The organism is Flagellimonas maritima (genome assembly GCF_003269425.1).
In the GTDB taxonomy this organism is placed as follows: domain Bacteria; phylum Bacteroidota; class Bacteroidia; order Flavobacteriales; family Flavobacteriaceae; genus Flagellimonas; species Flagellimonas maritima.
In genome coordinates, this window is the sequence record NZ_CP030104.1 from 2577309 (window position 1) to 2595809 (window position 18501).

At 37.0% G+C, this 18501-nt stretch carries 16 protein-coding genes; 2 read left to right on the plus strand and 14 right to left on the minus strand.

Annotated elements, in window-relative coordinates; translation table 11 throughout:
* The first annotated feature begins 18 nt into the window (after window positions 1–18).
* Window positions 19–876 carry a cyanophycinase gene (locus HME9304_RS11375; RefSeq protein WP_112378716.1) on the plus strand — a complete coding sequence of 286 codons (858 nt, stop codon included), beginning with the start codon at window positions 19–21 and terminating at the stop codon, window positions 874–876.
* On the opposite strand, the gene HME9304_RS11380 is transcribed toward HME9304_RS11375, so the two are convergent.
* From HME9304_RS11380 to rpsO, 11 genes are all read right to left on the minus strand, one after another.
* Window positions 873–1802 carry an isoaspartyl peptidase/L-asparaginase family protein gene (locus tag HME9304_RS11380; protein WP_112378717.1) on the minus strand — a complete coding sequence of 310 codons (930 nt, stop codon included), beginning with the start codon at window positions 1800–1802 and terminating at the stop codon, window positions 873–875. The two genes, HME9304_RS11375 and HME9304_RS11380, sit on opposite strands and share 4 nt — an antisense overlap.
* Window positions 1803–1897: 95 nt before the next feature.
* On the minus strand, window positions 1898–2878 hold the full coding sequence (locus HME9304_RS11385; RefSeq protein WP_112378718.1) for a YpdA family putative bacillithiol disulfide reductase: 981 nt from the start codon (window positions 2876–2878) through the stop codon (window positions 1898–1900).
* The gene (gene rpe / locus HME9304_RS11390) at window positions 2875–3537 is read right to left on the minus strand and encodes a ribulose-phosphate 3-epimerase (protein ID WP_112378719.1); all 663 of its coding nucleotides are present in this window, start codon (window positions 3535–3537) and stop codon (window positions 2875–2877) included. Before rpe ends, HME9304_RS11385 begins: the two co-directional genes overlap by 4 nt.
* An 85-nt stretch (window positions 3538–3622) precedes the next feature.
* Complete coding sequence (locus HME9304_RS11395) at window positions 3623–5338, minus strand: serine hydrolase domain-containing protein (protein ID WP_112378720.1); 1716 nt, start codon at window positions 5336–5338, stop codon at window positions 3623–3625.
* A complete protein-coding gene (locus HME9304_RS11400) occupies window positions 5335–5754 on the minus strand; it encodes a nuclear transport factor 2 family protein (protein WP_239023256.1) in 420 nt (139 codons plus the stop codon). Before HME9304_RS11400 ends, HME9304_RS11395 begins: the two co-directional genes overlap by 4 nt.
* Entirely contained in the window at window positions 5751–6593 is an 843-nt protein-coding gene (locus tag HME9304_RS11405) for a type 1 glutamine amidotransferase domain-containing protein (protein WP_112378721.1), read from the minus strand. Before HME9304_RS11405 ends, HME9304_RS11400 begins: the two co-directional genes overlap by 4 nt.
* Before the next feature lie 35 nt (window positions 6594–6628).
* Window positions 6629–7684, minus strand: a complete 1056-nt coding sequence (locus tag HME9304_RS11410; protein ID WP_112378722.1) for a helix-turn-helix domain-containing protein — start codon at window positions 7682–7684, stop codon at window positions 6629–6631.
* Window positions 7685–7779: 95 nt separating this feature from the next.
* Complete coding sequence (locus HME9304_RS11415; protein WP_112378723.1) at window positions 7780–8559, minus strand: leishmanolysin-related zinc metalloendopeptidase; 780 nt, start codon at window positions 8557–8559, stop codon at window positions 7780–7782.
* Window positions 8560–8985: 426 nt separating this feature from the next.
* Entirely contained in the window at window positions 8986–9849 is an 864-nt protein-coding gene (locus HME9304_RS11420; protein ID WP_055393867.1) for a sigma-70 family RNA polymerase sigma factor, read from the minus strand.
* 166 nt (window positions 9850–10015) lie between these two features.
* Window positions 10016–12241, minus strand: a complete 2226-nt coding sequence (locus tag HME9304_RS11425) for a polyribonucleotide nucleotidyltransferase (protein ID WP_112378724.1) — start codon at window positions 12239–12241, stop codon at window positions 10016–10018.
* A 218-nt stretch (window positions 12242–12459) separates the two neighbouring features.
* A complete protein-coding gene (gene rpsO / locus HME9304_RS11430; RefSeq protein ID WP_112378725.1) occupies window positions 12460–12729 on the minus strand; it encodes a 30S ribosomal protein S15 in 270 nt (89 codons plus the stop codon).
* A 171-nt stretch (window positions 12730–12900) separates the two neighbouring features.
* Between rpsO and HME9304_RS11435 the strand changes: the two genes are divergently transcribed.
* Window positions 12901–13782: a hypothetical protein gene (locus tag HME9304_RS11435; protein WP_112378726.1), complete on the plus strand. Its 882-nt coding sequence runs from the start codon at window positions 12901–12903 to the stop codon at window positions 13780–13782.
* 94 nt (window positions 13783–13876) lie between these two features.
* Here the strand turns inward: HME9304_RS11435 and accD are convergent, their stop codons facing one another.
* Genes accD through tamL form a run of 3 tightly spaced genes read right to left on the minus strand, consistent with a single transcriptional unit; the run spans window position 13877 to window position 18481 of the window.
* Complete coding sequence (gene accD / locus HME9304_RS11440; protein WP_112378727.1) at window positions 13877–14737, minus strand: acetyl-CoA carboxylase, carboxyltransferase subunit beta; 861 nt, start codon at window positions 14735–14737, stop codon at window positions 13877–13879.
* A 36-nt stretch (window positions 14738–14773) separates the two neighbouring features.
* Window positions 14774–15841 carry a class II fructose-bisphosphate aldolase gene (fbaA, locus tag HME9304_RS11445; RefSeq protein WP_112378728.1) on the minus strand — a complete coding sequence of 356 codons (1068 nt, stop codon included), beginning with the start codon at window positions 15839–15841 and terminating at the stop codon, window positions 14774–14776.
* A 54-nt stretch (window positions 15842–15895) separates the two neighbouring features.
* Window positions 15896–18481, minus strand: a complete 2586-nt coding sequence (tamL, locus tag HME9304_RS11450) for a translocation and assembly module lipoprotein TamL (protein ID WP_112378729.1) — start codon at window positions 18479–18481, stop codon at window positions 15896–15898.
* Between the last annotated feature and the right edge of the window lie 20 nt (window positions 18482–18501).

Here is an 18501-nt window from a genome sequence, read left to right on the forward strand (position 1 = left end):
TGCCCAAATGAAGAAAATATGAGCGTTAAAGGAATATTGATTCCAATTGGGGGGAATGAGGATAAAGGAGTTGAAACACATGAACGGAACAATTTAGAGTTTATCGGCGACGGAATCTTGGCACGAGTGGTGCAAGAGAGCGGTGGTGCGGATGCTCTTATAGTAGTAGTGCCAACTGCTTCAAGTATTCCTGATGAGGTCGGTCAAAACTATATTAAAGCCTTTGGTAAATTAGGTTGTACCAATGTTCGGATAATGGATATTAGAAAACGTGAAGAATCCGAAGAACATGCGAATATAGCTTTGGCAGGAAAAGCTGATTGTATCATGTTTTCGGGCGGAAATCAATCCGAAATCATTCGAAAAATAGGAGGGACTACCATCCATAAAATTTTATTGGACAGATATCAAAATGAAAAATTCGTTATTGCCGGAACCAGTGCTGGAGCCATGTGCATGTCACATGAAATGATTACGGGCGGAAGCAGTAAAGAGTCCTTTATAAAAGGGGCTGTAGGTATGGCGGAAGGTATGGGATTTATACCCAACCTAATTATTGACTCCCATTTTATACGAAGAGGAAGATTTGGGAGATTGGCAGAAGCCGTTGCAAAATACCCGGAACTATTGGGTGTGGGTCTCGCGGAAGATACCGGTCTGGTTATAAAAAACTGCAATACTTTTGAGGTAATTGGGTCTGGAATGGTTATCATCTTTGATCCAAGCAATCTTAAACACAATAATGAGAAAATATTATCAGAAGGGGCTCCAATGTCACTTTCTAACCTAAAGACCCATATTTTGGCAAATGGAGACCGGTTCAATATCAGGCAGCGAAAACTTCATGTATTACCGTTGGACTCACCCATGGTCTAATCTGCGTATATAGCGATTTTTTCACTGGTCTTGGTTTTACAAGCTCTGTACATACCTTCAGTATTAAACGGCATGGCTATATTTCCTTTGGTATCGATAGCAATCAATCCGCCATCGCCCCCAATTTTGGCAAGTCTATGGTGTACAACTTCCCTGGTAGCTTCTTTCAATGAAAATCCTTTGTATTCCATAAGGCAGGAGACATCATAGGCTACAACACCTCGGATAAAGAATTCTCCACTACCGGTACAGGATACGGCGCAAGTTCGGTTATTGGCATAATTTCCCGAGCCTATCATAGGACTGTCTCCCACACGACCAAAACGTTTGTTGGTCATTCCACCTGTTGAGGTTGCAGCAGCAACATTTCCATCAATATCGCATGCGACCGCACCAACGGTTCCAAATTTAGAATCTTTTTTTGTAGAATGATCTAATTGGAAATTATCGGTATCCCTTATTTCCATCCATTGCTGATATCGCAGTTCATCAAAGAAATAATCCTCGTTTTCAATAGTATAATTCAATTGTTCGGCAAATTTCTGCGCACCTGTACCTGCAAGGAACACATGTTCGCTTTTTTCCATCACATCCTTTGCCAGAAGAATAGGATTCTTAATTCCTGAAATCAATGAAACGGCACCCGCATTCAAATTCTTGCCTTCCATAATGGATGCATCCATTTCATGTGATCCGTTTGCAGTAAAAACACTGCCTTTGCCAGCATTGAACAAAGGGGAGTCCTCAAGAACGACTACGGATGCCGTAGCAGCTTCAATAGCACTTCCATTGTTTTGGAGTATATGATATCCTTCATTTAAGGCCAGTTTCAAGGTTTGCCTGTACAATAATTCCTTTGATGGGGTCATTTGGCCCTTTACCAAAGTACCTGCTCCACCGTGCAATGCTATCGCTATTTTGTTCATGGAAATTTTCTTGAGGGAAATTTACAAATTATGAAAACAACATTGTAAGTATTGTTGCTTGGAATAAAAAACACAGTAAAATATAAGGGATTTTGCTATTCAGCCTTTGACCCCATACTTTTTTTGATTGTGCTTATAATTAAGGGAGCATGTATTCTTGAATTTTCGATGAACCATTTATGCGTTTCCATACCTCCACAGATTACACCTGCCAAAAAAAGCCCATTTATGTTAGTTTCCATAGTATCTGGATTGTAGTTGGGCAATCTTTTTTCATCTTTTGATAGTTCAATTCCAAGCGCTTCCAAAAATTTGAAATTGGGTTTGTATCCTGTAAGCGCGAGTACAAAATCATTCTCTAAAGTAACGATTCCATCAGGTGTATTTATATCGATTTCTCGCGGTTTTATCTCCTTGACCGTAGTATTATAGTAGGCTTTTATGCTTCCCTCTTCTATTCTATTGATAATATCCGGTCTAACCCAATACTTGACCCTTTGCCCAACTTCTGGACCACGAACGATCAAAGTGACATCCGCACCTTTGCGCCAGCATTCCAATGCAGCATCTATTGCAGAATTACTGGCACCAACAACTGCTAACTTTTGACTGGCGTAAAAATGGGGATCTTTATAATAGTGCGAAACTTTTGAAAGGTTCTCACCAGGAACATCAATAGTATTGGCCAAATCATAAAAACCTGTTGCTACTATTATATGTTTGGCTTCATATTTATCCTTTTCAGTTTCCACCAAAAAGGAATCTTTATTTTTCGTTACACGAGTAACTTTTTCAAATAGATGGATATTCAACTGATTTGAAGTTACGATCCTTCTATAATATTCCAACGCTTCATTACGTTTTGGTTTGGCCTCTTTACTTATGAACGGAATTTCATCAATCTCCAATTTTTCCGAAGAAGAAAAGAATTGCATGTTGATGGGATAGTTAAAAAGTGAATTGACAATGGGACCTTTTTCAATGATTAGATAAGAGAGACCTTGTTTTTTTGCATCCAATCCACAAGCAATACCTATAGGTCCTCCACCAATAATGACAACATCAAATATGTTCATTGGGCAATCAATTCTTTAAGATTTTTTATGGTGTTTGTTGGATTTTCGCTTTTAAAGACAAAACTACCTGCCACAAGGATATCTGCACCTGCACCAATCAGTTTTTTGGCATTGCTCGCATTTACTCCGCCGTCAATTTCAATGAGTGCCTTAGAGTTTTTCTTTTCGATTAGATTTCTTAAGTCATTCACCTTTTGGTAGGTGTTCTCAATAAAAGATTGACCTCCAAAACCTGGGTTTACGCTCATTACACAAACCAAATCCATATCTTGAATGGTATCTTCCAAGAGATTAATTGAAGTATGGGGATTCAGTGCCACTCCTGCTTTCATGCCCTCAGCTTTTATGGCTTGTAAAGTTCTGTGCAGATGATTGCAAGCCTCGTAGTGTACGGTTAAATTATGGGCTCCCAATTCTGCGAATGTTTTAATATATCTATCAGGATCAATAATCATCAAATGTACGTCCAAAGTCTTTTTGGCATGTTTTGCAATGGCATGGACAACAGGCATACCAAAAGAAATATTAGGGACAAAAACGCCGTCCATAATATCCAAATGAAACCAATCTGCATCGCTTTGATTCACCATTTCAACATCACGTTGCATGTTAGCGAAATCTGCTGCCAATAGGGAAGGGGCAATAACCTTAGTATTCATGTTTTACTTTGTAAAATGTGAATACAAAAGTAGCGAAATGAAATGGTTACTTTATAAATTCCATTATCATGATGATACCGTGATTTTAATCGATAATTTTTGTAAGGAAGAGTTTTTGAATTCCGTCAGTATCAATTTGAAAACCAATTATTTTTTCTTCTGAATTTCTTTTGAAAGTGACGCTGCCAAATTGGATAGCATTACTTCTGAAAATATCCTTTGTAACTGGAAAAAAAGAAACTATTTGATTTCCGGGTCCATGTAAAGTAAGGGAATCTTTTTCAATATTAAAACTATAAACACAGTTCAATGCTTTGATATAAAAGTTTCCGGTAAATTGTTTGAGTTCATTTAAAGAATACTTTATAGGGTTATATTTTTTGTACCTGTAAGGAGTACCAATTCCTGATTTAATATCATATACTACCTCGCCATTTTCCTCAGAAAATGTAAAGACAATAATATCGTCACTTTCCACTTTTAATTGAAAACTATTTTGTTTATCGAGTGGTACAGTTGCAAGTCCTATATCTTGTTCAGGTCTTGAATATCTTAATGTATCTGCTTCAATAAAAAATCTTCGTGCCAATGCACGTTCGGCGTTCCAGTAATATCCTTCGTATTTTTTCAGCTCGGAAGTGGTTATTTTTCTGGATTTTATTTTGGTCAAATCAACTTCCCTTGGCTGGGGAAACTTATCTTCTAGAAAATGAACTGCCATCATCATTGCTGGCATTCCATTATAGCTGTCATTATTGCCCATTACAAAAGAAGTAAGATTCTGCTGCGGAAACCTAAATACATTAGTTCCATAACCGCCTACCCGTCCATACTGCCAGTATGTAGGTAAACCTCTTTCTAGATGATAGAAAGACCTTCCCAAAGTCATTTGCCCCCAAGATGAATTATAAGTGGAACCATCATTCAACCTAACTGGTCTATCCAATTCTTTTATGAGATTATCCAATGTTGAAGTTTTGTCCAATACTTGAGTAAGCTTCTTGTACCATAAGAGTAAATCTTCTGCGGAAGTATATAAATTAGTAGGGCCAATATTACTTAAATTCAATATTTTCTTTTTAAAGATTTCATTTTCGGATTGATAGGAATAGGCTACGTTTTGCAAAATATTATTATAATCTTCAAGAAAAATGGTATTGGTCATTTGCAAAGGGGTAAAAATATTCTTTGATGCAAAGACCGCTAAAGATTCACCGGATGCTTTGGCAATGATTTCAGCTAAAAGAGTGGTTTCCGTTTTTGAAGTTAAATACGAGAATTGTGTACCGGGAATAAAATTTAATGTGTTTTGCGTGCTTATCAGATGCATTGCATCTTCATGGGTGAAAATGTTGTTTTCTTCTTTGCCCAAGAGTAATTTTAATATATCATAATCGTTTAGACCACTGGAGTGGTTTACCAAGTGTTGTATAGTAAGTTTGTGCTGGTAGCTTGGTAGTTCTGGAATATATTTTTGGATTGGGTCGTCCAAACTTAATTTTCCCATTTCCTCAAGGAGAAGAACAGACAGTATTGTAAACTGTCTGGATAGATGATCTATTTGAAATTTGGTTCTAGGGTCGATAGCCTTTTTCGTTTGTAAATTGGCAGTACCAAAACCTTTCAAATATTGTATCTGTTCACCATATAAAAGACCAGCGGCCATACCAGGCTCGTTGGTTTTATTCCATTCAGCAAAAATGCTGTTTATTTGTTTTTCTTCCTTCTCGGAAAGTTGTGATTGAGCGAATGGGAAGATGAATAGAAAAAACAGTATAAATAGTATTTTGGGAGCCTTCATTCATGATAGTTTTTAAAAGTAAATGATTTATGAATTATTTTCCAGCTGCCATTCACTTTCAAAAGCATTAGATAATCCGTATAAATTCGTTTTGGTCCAGGCATTAGGATTTCAATTTTAGCAACTGCTGCGTCACCTTCAAAATCTATGGAAAGCACCCTGCCAATACTATTACTTTTTTGACCAGGTTTAATATTGTCTATGTATTTTCTCCCGGACCATATATTGAGAGAATCATTTTTAACAAAATATAAATTGAAATTTTTATCAAAAGCATTTTTTAATCTATCAGGTTCACCATTAGCTGTACCTTCAATATAGTCGTATAATGTTTTATTGATATTTTCTATTTCAGATTGGGAATACGTAAAAAGTATTCCTGTAAATAATAGCATTGCTGTAATTGTATTTTTCATTTTTTTCTGTTTTTTAGAGCGTTACTTATTTTTTTGGCCACGGATGCTGCAGCTGTTGGGTCCTGTCCAGTTATTAACCTTCCATCAGTAATAGTGTAATTGTCCCAACCATCTTTAGAATACACAAAATCACCTCCACGTTCTTCAATAATTTGTTCAATAGAAAAAGGAAATTGTTTGTAATACTCCGCTTCTATATTCTCAAAAGCATCAGGAAATCCGTTTACCTTTTTGTTTTTATAGATATATTTTCCGTCAGAGGTTTTTAAGTGTACCAGCCCAGCTGTACCATGGCATATTGCTGCTACTATTCCATCTTTTTCATAGATGCTCGCTGAGATTTGTTGTATTTCCCTGTTCTCTGGCACACCGAACATGGCAGCTCCCCCTCCTCCGTAATAAACAGCTGCATACTTAAAGGATTCTATTTCTTTTGGTTTTTTTGTATGCTTCAGTAGTTTCATAAATTCGAAGTCGTACAAATATTCTTTTTGAATTGAATCTGAAGTGTTGAGGTAACCTATTGGGATGGCACCTCCTTCTGGACTTACAAAATCTATAATATATCCTTCTTTTTTAAGGACATCAAAGGCCAAAACTATTTCTGCAAAGTGATTGGAAGTATTGATATCCGTATCTCCATATGTATGTTGATTGGAAACAATGAATAATACACTGTCTCTTTGTAAACTTGAATTTTGAACTTTTTTTGAGTTTTTTAGTTCTTCCTGTTTTGTGACTTTAGAATCACAACCAGAGGCTATAATCAATAGTAAAATGATTAAAAGTGTACTTTTCATTGCCAATTTGTTTTCGGCAAAATGCAAACACTTTTCCAAAAACTGATTTTGGATTATAAAATAGTAGTTCGGATTTATAAATTTCTACCTTGCAATTGTTCTTTATATTTTGCAGGCGTGGTACCTATTATTTTTTTAAAAGAAGAATAAAATGTTGATTTTGAATTAAACCCGCATTCATAGCCAATTGTTTCTAGGGTAAGGTGCCTATTTGAAGCCAACATCTGCTGTGCTTTTTCAATCCGATATTCATTTATAAAAATCGGAAAACTTTTTTCAGCATTATCATTCAACAACTGGGATAATTGATGAACTGAAATTTTTAATCTCTTTGCAACATCAGAAGATTTTAAATTGGCATTTTTATAAAGCTCATTTTCTTTCATGAGAATATCCAATTTTTCAAATAGATTTTTTGCTTGGGAAGTTTCAATTTTTTTATCTGCATACTTTTGGGGTTGCATAAAAAAGACACCATTTTTTTTTCGGTTTAAAAAAAGTAGGAGCGAGAGCAGATAGAAAAGAAACGAAAAGGTAAGTGCCCCGACCAGATAAAATGTAAAACTGGTAAAGTAGTATGCTGACCAAATAATCAGGTTGCCCCCAAAAACACTTAAAACCCATATTTGAAATGAGTTTGACTTTCTTGGTTTTTGTACTACGGTCTTTATGGTGTGCCTCAATATCCAACCGGATGCAACGATGTAAAAAAACCATTGCGTATAAATTCCATAAATAATATAAGGTCTCCAAAGATCTATATTCGTTTCAAAAGGATATATGTAGCCTACAATGATGATTACGGGCAAGAGAATTAAAATATGATACTTCCAGGTTTTTGTAATACGGCTCTTGACATCGACTACAGATTTTATATAGAAATAAAGAAATGGACCAATAAAGAAACAGGCAGAAAGGCCAAGCTGTAAGTAGATAAAAGCCAAATCGGGTTTAAAATAAAAAACAACGGATTTTCCAATCCGAATGCTCATCATTAGTAATAAAACCCCGAGAAACTTGGTAGCGATATGTTTTGGTTTGGCAAACCAAAGAAAATATAAACCAAGGATTAAGCCATTAAATGCTCCCAATGCACTAAAAAAGAAAAGAAGAGTTTTATTTAACTCCATAGCTTATTAGGTAAATGTTTTTAAAATTAAACATTTTAATGAAAGCTATGAACAAGGATAGCCACTATACAAATTTTAATCTTAGAACTTAAATTTTAGTTAATATAAGCAGTTTCTGGGAGTATTATAGGATTACATCTTAAAATAGTGCGACTGCACATTTTACATTGATTGTTCTCATTCAACTCTTTTAATGTTAATTGTGTCAAATCCGGTAATGAATAATCATTGGCAGCGTTATAATCCACAATGTAGCCCATGTCCTCAAAAGCAGCTACAGACAATTTGCTAACCGGATTGATGCCATCGTTTATAAAACCGGTCATAAGTTCATTATTGAACGTTGATTCTCTCCAATGCCCATCCCTTGTTCCTTGTCCGCCAGTATTTGCAACGGGTACTGAATCTGGGCTATCGTCACCTGTTAGAAATCTATATTCGCGTATGGCATTGATTCCAGTAAATGTTGGATTTTCTGAACCTTCCCCAGATATTAAATTTAAAAACTGAGTAGACCAAAGCGTACCAAAACCAAGTACGTGTCCCATTTCATGAATAATAACATCTACCAAACTGTTTTCAGCTTCCAGTCGTGCCAGATCGGCTGTATCAAACCTCATGATGCCTGTCGCGGGGAGAAAACTTCCCGATCTTAATTGTGTTGGCCCAGCTTGGCCTAAAATTCCTGAAGCTCCATCGATAGTGGTTCCTTGGGCATCAATACGTACATTTTCAATAATATCACCATTTGCTAATTGTACTGGTGGCAAATCACCTGTAATAATTTCTGCCCATCTGCTGGCTGCATCGTCAAAAATAGTCTGTTGCCCTTGTGTTAATCCACCTAAAAATCGTACTTCTATAGTAAAGCTCATATTGTAACCATTTAAATTAATGTCTACTTGGAATATATTTACGGAAGAAATTCTAAAATGGATAGAAGTTGGAAAACTTTAACAAGAATTGAACTGTAGTGTAAAAATTTTAGACGTTTTGTAAATAAATGGATTCTATATATAATCATAACAAAGTAGGCTCATCTGATTATCTTAAATTGGAAAATACTTTTTATGTGTCTAGATAGTTTAGGATATTCTTTACAAAAGTCAGTAAATCTGTGGGTTTGTGAAGTATTTAGTAAATGTTATAAATGAAAAAACTCCGGTAATCAGCCGGAGTTTATTCATCAATCAAAAAACGAACAGTCATGATAAACTGTTGTAGGATTACAAATTACAATTTTCTTGCCAAAAAACAAATTTAAGGTTTGTTTAACTGTAATTTATGGGATAATCGTGCAATTACCCCAAATACGTCTTTAATATTTTACTTCTCGAAGTATGTTTTAGTCTTCTAATCGCTTTTTCTTTTATCTGGCGGACACGCTCTCTTGTCAAATCAAAAGTTTCACCAATTTCTTCCAGAGTCATGGAATGCTGGCCTGCCAAACCAAAATATAGGCGGATAACATCTGCTTCTCTTGGAGTCAAGGTTTCCAGTGCACGCTCAATTTCTGTACGAAGTGATTCATGCAATAAATCCTTATCCGGATTTGGAGATTCACCACTGCGCAACACGTCATATAAGTTGGAATCTTCACCATCAATTAAAGGTGCGTCCATAGATACATGACGACCTGAGTTTTTCAACGATTGCTTAACGTCCTCAACGGTCATATCCAATTCTTTGGCAATTTCTTCCGCAGATGGGATGCGTTCGTGTGCTTGCTCCAAAAAGGCGAAAGTCTTATTTATTTTATTGATGGAACCAATCTTGTTCAAGGGCAAACGAACAATACGGGATTGTTCTGCCAGTGCTTGAAGAATGGATTGACGAATCCACCAAACGGCATAGGATATAAATTTAAACCCACGGGTCTCATCAAAACGCTGTGCCGCTTTTATTAATCCTAGATTTCCTTCATTAATCAAATCTGGAAGTGTTAGTCCTTGGTTTTGATATTGTTTTGCAACAGAAACCACAAACCTGAGGTTGGCTTTAGTTAATTTTTCCAAGGCTATCTGGTCTCCCGCTTTTATTCGCTGTGCCAATTCTACTTCTTCATCGGCAGTTATTAAATCAACCTTGCCAATTTCCTGTAAATATTTGTCCAACGATGCAGTTTCCCTATTGGTAACCTGTTTTGTAATTTTTAACTGTCTCATCTAATTTTCTTTCAAATTAAGTTTGTGAACCGAAGCTCATTAAGTTATACGTACGAAAATGTAAAAAGTTACAATTTGATAAAATTTATTCGAATTTTATTTGTACAAACAAAAAACCCTGAGAATTTTCCTCAGGGTTTTAAGATATTTAAATGTCAACAAATTATTAATCCCTTCTCGGTTTTCTATCACGATTTCCACCTCTGCGGTCACCGCCACCTCTACGATCACCACCTCTATCATTTCTTGGTGGTCGTTCAACATAACCTTCCGGTTTTGGAAGCAAAGCTTTTCTTGAAACTTTTTCTTTTCTGGTTCTTGGATCAAGACCAAAATATTTTACATCAAAAACATCTCCCATGTTAACAACATCGGAAACATTTTCTGTGCGCTCCCATGCCAGTTCTGATACATGAAGCAATACTTCGTTACCGGGCGCATCAACATATTCGACTACAGCACCAAAGTCCAGCATCTTTATTACTTTGACCTCATAGACGCTACCAACTTCAGGTTTGAACATTAATGCCTCTATTTTGGCAATAACGGCATCAATGCCTTCTTGGCCTGTACCCAAAATTTCAACAATACCTTCTTCTGTATCAGGATCTTCATTGATAACAATTGTTGTATTGGTCTCTTTTTGCAATTCTTGAATCACTTTTCCACCAGAACCGATTACGGCACCAATATATTCTCCAGGAATAATTTTGGTAACAATTTTTGGTGCGTAGGATTTCACATCCGCTCTTGGAGCATCAATAGTGTCTGTCAATTTTTCGAGAATATGCAATCTGCCTTCTTTGGCTTGCATTAAAGCCTTAACCAAAATTTCATAGGAAAGTCCTTTGACTTTAATATCCATTTGGCAGGCAGTAATACCATCAGCAGTACCTGTAACTTTGAAGTCCATATCTCCCAAGTGATCTTCATCACCTAAAATATCGGAAAGAACTGCATAATTTCCTGAATCGGCATCAGAAATCAGTCCCATAGCAATACCGGATACAGGTTTTTTCAATTGAATACCGGCGTCCATCAATGCCATTGTTCCTGAACAAACCGTTGCCATTGAAGAAGACCCATTGGATTCCAATACTTCGGATACGACCCTTACCGTATATGGGCAATCCTCAGGAATCATACCTTTTAAGGCACGCTGCGCCAAATTTCCATGACCAACCTCTCTACGGGAAGTACCACGTATTGGACGTGCCTCACCAGTGGAAAAAGGAGGAAAATTATAGTGTAAATAGAAGGTTTCTTCGCCTTCATAAGACGGCATATCTACTTTATTTGCTTCTCTTGAAGTTCCTAAGGTTACTGTTGCCAATGCCTGAGTTTCCCCTCTTGTAAATATAGATGAACCATGAACAGAGGGTAAATAATCGATTTCACACCAAATTGGCCTGATTTCATCCGTTTTTCTACCATCTAGTCGTAGACCATCGTTAAGAGTTAAGTCTCTTACCGCAGCTTTTTCTGCTTTGTAGAAGTACTTTGAAACTAAATCTCCAAAATCATCCAATTCCTCTTCAGAAAATGATGCTTTTATTTCTTCTTTGATATTATCAAAAGCGGCGCTGCGCTCGTGTTTTGCAGAACCTGCTTTAGCAACAGCGTAGACTTTATCATACGCAAGGTCATGTACTTTTTTGGCAAGTTCCTCATCTTCTCTTTCAGGATCGTATTCTCTTACCTCTTTCTTTCCAAAAGCTTCAGCTAATTTTATTTGAGCGGCACATTGTATTTTAATGGCCTCATGCGCAAATTTGATGGCTTCTGTCATTTCTTCTTCAGAAATTTCATCCATCTCTCCTTCAACCATCATTACAGAATCAGCAGAAGCACCGATCATCATATCAATGTCAGATTCTTTTAATTGGGCTCTGGTTGGGTTAATGATGAATTCGCCATTTACACGACCCACTCTTGCTTCAGAAATTGCACATTCAAATGGAAAATCTGAAAGTTGGATTGCTGCTGAAGCGGCAAGTCCTGCCATTGCATCTGGCATAACGTCTTCGTCATGGGACATAAGCTGAATCATAACCTGAGTTTCAGCATGGTAGTCTTTTGGAAATAAAGGACGAAGAACACGGTCTACCAATCGCATGGTCAAGACTTCACCATCGCTAGGCCTGGCTTCACGTTTAAAAAAACCACCGGGATAACGCCCGGCAGCGGCAAATTTTTCACGGTAGTCTACCGTTAACGGTAAAAAATCAACATCACTTTGTTTATAGTTTGAAACAACTGTACATAGCAACATACAGTTGCCGGATTGAACTACAACAGAACCATGGGCCTGTTTTGCCAATTTTCCGGTTTCGATGGAAATCTCCCTACCGTCACCAAGGTCAATGACCTCTTTAAAAGTTTTTGGAATCATAAAATTTTGTGTTGCCTTCAATCTAGAAGGACTTGTTAAACATTTGGTCTGCCGCCTTCCTGACGGTCGGGTTGTGTTGTTGTGTTGACCAATGAAAAACCAATTGTAGCTTTTTGTGTTTACCAGACAACATCTATCTGGATTTGTATACCCTTCATCGAAATCAATGCACGGTTAAGGGTAAAAAACAAAGGGAAGCGATGCTCCCCTTTATTTTTTTATTTTCTAATACCAAGTTCTTTAATCAAAGAACGGTATTTTTCAATATCTTTTTTCTTTAAATAATCCAAAAGACTACGTCTTTTACCTACCAATTTTACCAAAGAACGCTCTGTATTATAGTCCTTATGGTTTCTTTTTAAATGTGTTGTTAGGTGGTTGATACGGTGTGTAAACAAAGCTATTTGCCCTTCCGTAGAACCAGTGTTCCCTTCAGATCCGCCGTGTTTCTTAAAAATTTCAGCTTTTACTTCTTTCGTTAAATACATTCCAATATTTATTTAAATGATTTTTATGTATGTGATTGTCAGTTCCTGAAACATGCTCAGGACAGCTAATCAGCGTGCAAAGATAACTTTTTTTTCAAAATAAAATTAACTGGAAATTAAACCTTTTGATTTTGTTCATGTCATAGGATCAAACTCTAAAATTCAATCATTATGAAAAAGTGTATCGAACAATTAAATTCTACAAAAATCACCTTCTTATTTATGGTGATTTTACTATTAAGTGCCGTCTCATGTGATAAAGATGATGCCACAACCGAAGATTTATCAAGTTCAGAAGTAATTTCTTCTACCGAATTACAATTTAGTGACGAAGCGGAAATGATTTCCGAAGAAATCATTATCGTTGCAGAGGATGTGTATGCTACTGATGAAATTTCCATGACTTCCAAAGAGAATTATAGTTCTGACTATTTACCGGATTGTGTCGTTGTAACGTCAATTGTAACGGATACAACAAGAGAGAAAACCATTGATTTTGGTAATGGTTGTGAATTGCCCAATGGGAACGTTCTTAGTGGAATCATTAACTTGAGCTATGCCAAAAACATGGAAGAAGCATCAAAAAATATAGCTTTGAGCTTAGAGAACTTTACATTTAATGGCGTTTCAGTTGAAGGTACCGCGAATGTCGTGCGTGTTCGTTCCAATGGGAACGGGAACCCACAGGCAACAACCGATGCTTCTTTTAATGCAACTTGGCCTGAAGGTGAAACCGCTTCTTTTGAAGGGACTAGAACCCGAGAATGGATAGAGGGATACGGTTCTGGCTTTTGGGGAGACAATGTTTTCTTGATTACCGGTAAGAGAACTTACATTGGTAGACTGGGCAATGTTTATATAAAAGAGGTTATAACGCCTTTAAGGAGAGAGTTGTCTTGTAGATTTATTGTTAGCGGAGTTTTGGAGATTTCCAGAAACGATAATACTGCCAGTCTTGATTTTGGCGATGGAAGTTGCGATGCCCAAGGAACATTAACACAAGCTGATGGCACTGAAAGGGAAGTATTCTTGAGACGGTTTTTGAAAAATTAACCAATCACTTAGCGGTTATTGTCATATCGAGCGTAGTTGAGATGTTGAATAAACAAATAGTTCTCGGCTGCGCTCGAACTGATATCAATACCTTTTATTCTCTCACGGGTAGATTTTGTATCAAATCAATATATAAATTGACCTTTTTTTTCAAATCCTTTCGGTGGGTAATGAAATCTAAAAACCCATGCTCTTTTACAAATTCTGATGTCTGGAAACCTTCAGGTAAATCTTTCCCCACAGTATCCTTTACAACTCTGGGTCCTGCAAAACCTATTAAAGCACCCGGTTCAGAAATATTGATATCGCCAAGCATTGCATAGGATGCGGTAGTGCCCCCTGTAGTTGGATCTGTGCACAGCGATATATAAGGTATTTTAGCCTCAGCCAATTGAGCCAACTTTGCAGAGGTTTTTGCCAATTGCATCAGTGATAATGCGGCTTCCATCATACGGGCACCTCCTGATTTCGAAATCATTAAAAATGGTACTTTTTTCTTTTTTGCATGGTCAATGGCCCTGGCAATTTTCTCTCCAACGACACTTCCCATGGAACCTCCTATAAAACTAAAGTCCATACAGGCAATAACGATTTCCTTTCCCATTGATTTTCCCACTGCTGTCCTAATAGCATCGGTTAGACCGGTTTTTTGCTGAGCAGCTTTCAAACGTTCTGAATATTTTTTGGTATCAACAAACTTCAAAGGGTCTTTAGAGGATATGTTCTCATCAAGCTCCTTAAATTTATTGTCATCAAAAAGAATTTCAAAATATTCCTTGCTTCCAATTCTTACGTGATAGTCGTCTTCTGGGCTTACATAATAATTTTTTGCCAACTCCTCGGATTCAACAATTTTTCCTGTAGGGGATTTATACCAGAGCCCCTTTGGAGTATCCTTTTTTTCCTCAGTAGCAGTTTGTATTCCTTTTTCCTTTCTTTTAAACCAAGATGACATAGAATCAAAAATTAAGTTAAACGGCTTTCTGAATGTTTATAGCGTGTTGATATTATTGAGGTCTTCAAATGCTTTTTTTAAGCGTTCAACAAAGGCCTTTTCTCCAGAACGCAACCAAACTCTTGGGTCATAAAACTTTTTATTGGGCTGGTCTTCACCATCTGGATTGCCTATTTGGGATTGTAAATATCCTGACTTATCCTGCACGTAATCCCTAACCCCTGAAAGGAAGGCGTATTGTAAATCTGTATCAATATTCATTTTTATAACACCATAGCCAATGGCTTCCCTAATTTCCGCTACGGTTGAGCCAGAACCTCCATGAAAAACAAAATCAATGTGATTATGACCTACTCCGTATTTTTTTGAGACGAATTCTTGGGAATTTTCAAGAATTTTTGGAGTCAGCTTTACATTACCGGGCTTGTAAACACCATGTACGTTACCAAACGCAGCTGCTACGGTAAATTTTGGACTTACTTTTGAAAGTTCTTCATATGCATAGGCCACTTCTTCTGGCTGTGTATACAATTTGGAATCATCGACATCGGTATTGTCAACACCATCCTCTTCGCCTCCAGTGACCCCCAATTCTATTTCTAGGGTCATATCCATTTTGCTCATTCGCTCCAAATAACCCTTACAGATTTCTATATTCTCTTCTATAGGTTCTTCGGAAAGATCTATCATGTGCGAGCTGAACAAAGATTTTCCTGTTGAAGCATAGTGTTGCTCACTGGCATCTAAAAGTCCATCGATCCAAGGTAATAGTTTTTTGGCACAATGATCTGTATGCAATATAACGGTCGCCCCATAAGCTTCCGCCAATTGATGTACATGTTTTGCTCCAGCAACAGCTCCTAAAATAGCAGCTTTTTGATTTTCATTGGATAATCCTTTACCCGCATTAAACTGGGCTCCACCATTGGAAAATTGGACTATGACCGGCGAATTTAGCTCAGCAGCAGTTTCTAGGACTGCATTTATTGTATTGGATCCTATTACGTTGACTGCTGGCAATGCATAGCCATGTTTTTTGGCATGATCAAAAATTGCTTGTACTTCATCTCCTGTAGCAACGCCTGGCTTAATATTGTGGGACATAGTTTTTAGTTAGTTAGGGTTAGAATAAGCAACAAAAGTAATAAATTATTTGCTCTAGAAAGGATAATTGATACCTATATTGAATACAGCATTTCTTAGGTTATAACCTCTGAACCAACGCCTGGACCATTCTTCTGCCGGGTTATAGGTTTTGAAGCCAATATCTAGTCTGAAAACAAAATAAGTAAAGTCATAACGCAACCCCAAACCTGTACCCAACGCTATGTCTGCGAGGGAAGTAAAATCAGTAAAGATTGCATCTGGATTGTCTTCATTATCAAAAACGTTCCAAATATTACCCGCATCTGCAAATAGGGCTCCTTTTACATCACCGGCAATTGGAAATCGATATTCCAGATTTAGGGCAATCTTTAAATTAGCCTCGTTAAAGTCGTTTATATTTCTTGTGCTTCCAGGCCCCAGTTCGTAAGCATTCCATGCTCTATTATCATTTGATCCACCAGCAAAGTAACTACGTAAAAATGGAATACTTTCAGAATTTCCGTAAGGCACTGCAAGACCAAGAAAACTTCTAAAAGCAAGTACACTGGTATTAGAAACGTTCCAATGTCTTATGAAATCCAATTCTGTTTTAAAATATTGGGAAAAGGGAACCCCAAAAACCAAAAGTTGGTCATTATCGTTTTCATTGTAGGGCACTACGTCTTCCAAAAGGGACAAAAGATTTCCTGCACTTTCAAGTCTCACCCTAAGCTGATAAAAGCTGTTGTCGTTAATGTCTGTCTTACTGCTCTTGGTAAATGTATAATTAGTTGCAAAAATGAGGTTATTCTCCGTTAGACGCCGTTGGCGCTCGTCTATACTGTTCACTTCACTGAATTGTTCTGGAGTAGTGGGAATCTCATTGTTCAATACAGCTTGTGCAAATTCATTGGCTCCATCAGGAATGTCCAAAGTAAGGGGGTCATCGTTATCGCCCGAATCTTCAAAAAAAGAAGCATACTGCGGGTCATCTTGAAATTCGTCCGCTATTTCATCAAGATTGGTGAAGGTGTTTTGATAGACATTATAGAAATTATCAGGGTTTACATTTCGGATAAATTCAACATTTAATAATTCTATATTGTGCTTTAAACTTGCTGAGGGCGACCAATTGTAAGATAGGACCGTATTGAACGATTGTTTGTCCAGACCAATGTTACGCTGAAAATTTGTTCCGACAAGAAGCCTACTTTGTGGTAACATATAATATGGAATGATGTTCTTGGTTTTTACAGGTAGCCAAATCCGCGGAAATGTAATGTTGATATCGCCTCCAATTTCCGACGTAAAGGTTTCATCGGATAATGATGCATCGCTCAAAAGACCTATTGCTCCCCTTGCAGAAATACTCAAAGTTTCAGCACCGCCAAAAACGTTTCTGGTGATTAGGGATGAACTGAACGCTGTTCCAAGTCGCTGTATATTGGAATGCGTGACATCAAAATCAAAACTTAATGAAAATTTTGGCCTTGGCGCAAGATAAATATTAGATATAAGCTTTGCTTGTGCGGTATCTGGAACGAACTCAATATTGGGGTATTTGAACGTATTAAGATTTGTTATCTGCCTATACGTCCTAATTCTATCCAAATCCCTGTAAATACTATCTTTTTCAAAAAAAATGGCATCAGTCAATGCCTTTGGTTTGTATCTGAGTTTATTGGCGTAAAATATAGTGTAATTTTCGTGTTCAATCGATTTTAGGGAATCAGTTGTTCCGCCAATTAAATAATCCGCATAGATATTAATCTTTTTTAGTCGATGGATACGATATGTAGAGGCGCTATCAGCATCATTGGAACTCCTTGGTTTTTGAATGTTCAATTTTACATCCATAAGTTGGTCATCAGCTATCTGCAAGGTGTCTCTTAAAATATCATAATTTATAGAGCTTTCCTGAAAATTATATACCCCCGTGTTTCTAAAAAGATTGGTAAGTCGCTCTCGCTCCGAGTTGAAATTATTTAAATCGAACTGTTCTCCGTTCTTGACCAATGCTCCTTTACTGTTTTTTTGGTAAATTGAGTCCAACTCCGGTGAGGTAATGTTTTTTATTATCGTATCGACTAAAAATGGTTTTTCCAAAGCAATCTTATATTCAATTTCAGCCCTTTTCTTTCTTTTTTGCTCTACCACTTCAAAAGTCCCCGAATTATTAAAATAGCCTTTACTATCATAATATGCCTCCAACCGTTCAATACTAGTAGCCGCCAATAGGGTATCCACGGTAACGGGTGCCTCACCAATCCTTTTTAAAAATTCACTGGCTCCTTTTACGAAAAAGGATTCCCTAAGCCTGTTTACTTGTTTTTTAGAAAGTAATTTGTTTAATCTTTTTTCACGCTTTTCCTTCCTGTGCAGCCAATTTTGAAAAGATGAATCAGGATTTTCTTTTGCAAGATTATATAGGTTCAAACGCAGCGGGTAACCTAAAACATTACTGTTTGGTTTTTGAAGGATTAGACTCTTAACTGCATCATTGCTTACCTTTTCATCATCTGCATAAATGGTATTCTTGATCAATAACAACTCATCGTCATCAACCTTTTTAAGGGTATTACAACCTACGATGGTAAACACAAGCAACAATAATCCTATTTTTGCCCAGTTACACATTGGACTTAAAAAACCCGTCATAGACGCCAAAAATACACGAT